At 56.2% G+C, this 2,534-nt stretch carries 1 protein-coding gene, 1 pseudogene and 1 CRISPR repeat array; of the genes and pseudogenes, one reads left to right on the top strand and one right to left on the bottom strand.

Features of this window, described 5'->3' with window-relative positions; genetic code table 11:
- Positions 1-97: 97 nt before the first annotated feature.
- Entirely contained in the window at positions 98-733 is a 636-nt protein-coding gene (gene upp, locus NW837_RS06420; protein ID WP_414329961.1) for a uracil phosphoribosyltransferase, read from the bottom strand.
- Between the two features lie 135 nt (positions 734-868).
- On the opposite strand from upp, the pseudogene NW837_RS06425 reads away from it, so the two are divergent.
- Positions 869-1,501 (top strand): annotated as a pseudogene (locus NW837_RS06425) (metallophosphoesterase family protein); the annotation flags it as partial.
- A 440-nt stretch (positions 1,502-1,941) separates the two neighbouring features.
- Positions 1,942-2,504: a CRISPR direct-repeat array (repeat unit 36 nt; unit sequence GTTTCCAATTTCTAGGGATCCCCCCGAAGGGGGAAC).
- The last annotated feature ends 30 nt before the right edge of the window (positions 2,505-2,534 follow it).

Consider the following 2,534-nt stretch of genomic DNA (forward strand, 5'->3'; position numbering starts at 1 on the left):
AAACAGAAAGATCAACTGGTAGTAATCCGTACTGAACATATTATACATTATTTTCAGTATAGTTGAGCTTATCATTGACTAGAGTCATGCTCTCCCATCAGCGGGTGCCGAACAGGCGATCCCCTGCATCTCCCAGGCCGGGGAGGATGTAGCCGTGCTCGTCTAGGCCATCGTCTACAGCAGCGGTATAGATTGGCACATCTGGGTTCTGTTCGTGGAAATACCGGATCCCTTCTGGGGCGGCCACCAGGCAGATGAAGCGGATCGACTGGGGTCGGGTTTGGCGTAGGCGCGCTACAGCCGCTGCTGCCGAATGGCCGGTGGCCAACATTGGATCCACCACCAGCACCTCACGATCTTCGATATCGGTGGGCACCTTGAAGTAGTACTCGATGGGGATCAGGGTATGGGGATCCCGATATAGGCCGATATGCCCCACCCGTGCTGATGGGATCAGCTCCAGCATGCCGTCGAGGAGCCCTTGGCCGGCCCGCAGGATGGAGACAAGCACCAACTTTTTCTCTGCCGCCAACATCGGCGCCAACATTGGGGCCATCGGGGTTTGAATGGGCTGTAGCTTGAGGGGCAGATCGCGGGTCACCTCGTAGGCCATCAAGAGGCTGATCTCCCGCATCAGCGCTCGGAAGTCGGCGGTTGTAGTTTCAACACGGCGCATGAGGCTGAGCTTGTGCTGCACCAGAGGGTGATCGATGGTAATCACCTGGGCCACCATGCTGTGCTCCTGAGATAATCGGGATCCCGTGATGGATGCCAGAATAGCAGAAGCGCTTGTCCCCCCGGTGGGCCGAAGGCTCTATCTGCTTGCTGTTGTCAAGGGGAGTAATCCGTGCAGATCCGCTTTGCTGTGGTGAGCGATCCCCACGTCGCCCTCCCTTCCACCCTTTGGGATCACCCCAGCCGATTTCACCTGGTAGAGGTGAGCATCCCGGCTCTGGAACAGGTTTTGCAGCATCTGGTGCAGTTGCCTCTGGATTTTCTGCTGTTGCCGGGGGATCTGACCCAGCATGGGGAGCCGGAAAACCATGCATGGCTGGCAGAACGGCTGGCTCGGCTGCCCTTTCCGGCTTTTGTGGTGCCCGGCAACCACGATGTGCCCCAGCCCAAGGCCAACGGGCGCTCCATCGGTTTGGCTGATTTTCCCCGCTACTACCGAGCTTTTGGCTACGAGGATGGGCAGTCTTTGGATTACAGCCGGGTTCTGCGGCCAGGGATCCGTTTGATCGGCCTCAATTCCAACCATTTTGATGCTCAGGGTCAATTGGTGGGGTGTCTAACCCCAGAACAACTGACCTGGCTGGAGAAAGAATTGGCGGCAGCCGAGGAAGAGCTGGTGCTGCTGATGGTGCACCATAATGTGGTCGAGCATCTGCGCGGCCAGTCTCTCCATCCCTGGGGGCGTCGCTACATGCTGGAGAATGCCTCTCAGTTGCGGCGGCTGCTGCAAGCTTATGGGGTGCAACTGGTGTTCACCGGACATCTGCACATCCAGCACATCGCCCGACGAGGGGGGGTTTACGACATTACCACCGGCTCTTTGGTCAGCTTTCCCCACCCCTACCGCCTTGTCGAGATCCGGTCGGATCGAGAGACCGGAATCCAAGTCCATATCCAGAGCTACCGGGTGGGATCCCTGCCCGATTGGCCCGATTTGCAAGCGTTCTCCCGGGAGTGGATGGCCCAGCGCAGCGAACCAGCGGTGGTTAAGTTTTTAACCTCCGCACCGCTGAATTTGCCTTTGGAACAGGCACAAGCCTTGGCCCCACAATTGCGCTACTTTTGGGCAGCGGTGGCTGCCGGGGATCCAGACCTCACTTTCCCAGACTTTCCCCAGCCAGCAGGCCGATTTCTGGAGCGTTTCAGCCGTTGTTTTCGCTGCCCGCCTGATAACCAGGCCCAGTTTCGTTTGATTTCGATTTTCTCTTTTCCAGCTTCTAAGGATCCCCCCGAAGGGGGAACAATCACAGAGAGAATTTTGAAGCCGTTAGGACTTATTGGAAAGGTTTCCAATTTCTAGGGATCCCCCCGAAGGGGGAACGTCAAAGTCTACATCTACAGCACCATTCAACATAACGAATGTTTCCAATTTCTAGGGATCCCCCCGAAGGGGGAACAGCGTTTAGTCATACGGACCCACCGCTGCCGTTGGGGTTTCCAATTTCTAGGGATCCCCCCGAAGGGGGAACGCTTCGTTTTTCCATTCGGGTGGGCACTGATTTTCATTGATGTTTCCAATTTCTAGGGATCCCCCCGAAGGGGGAACTATTATGATCACAACACGTGGCCGGCAGTATGTCGAACCGTTTCCAATTTCTAGGGATCCCCCCGAAGGGGGAACTGCGCCCCTGCAAGGTCTGTAAACACACAATCTAGCTGTTTCCAATTTCTAGGGATCCCCCCGAAGGGGGAACACCCAGGAAGAGATAGATTTAATGCTGGACAAGCTTGATGTTTCCAATTTCTAGGGATCCCCCCGAAGGGGGAACTTGTTGTCGTGTCTAAATCGGCTACCCTCT

The sequence above is a fragment of the Synechococcus sp. R6-10 genome, assembly GCF_047461815.1.
Classification (GTDB): Bacteria; Cyanobacteriota; Cyanobacteriia; order Thermostichales; family Thermostichaceae; genus Thermostichus.

Bases quoted from the DNA above. Each gene is read 5' to 3' on its own strand.
- upp (WP_414329961.1), bottom strand. From the start codon at position 733: ATGGTGGCCCAGGTGATTACCATCGATCACCCTCTGGTGCAGCACAAG.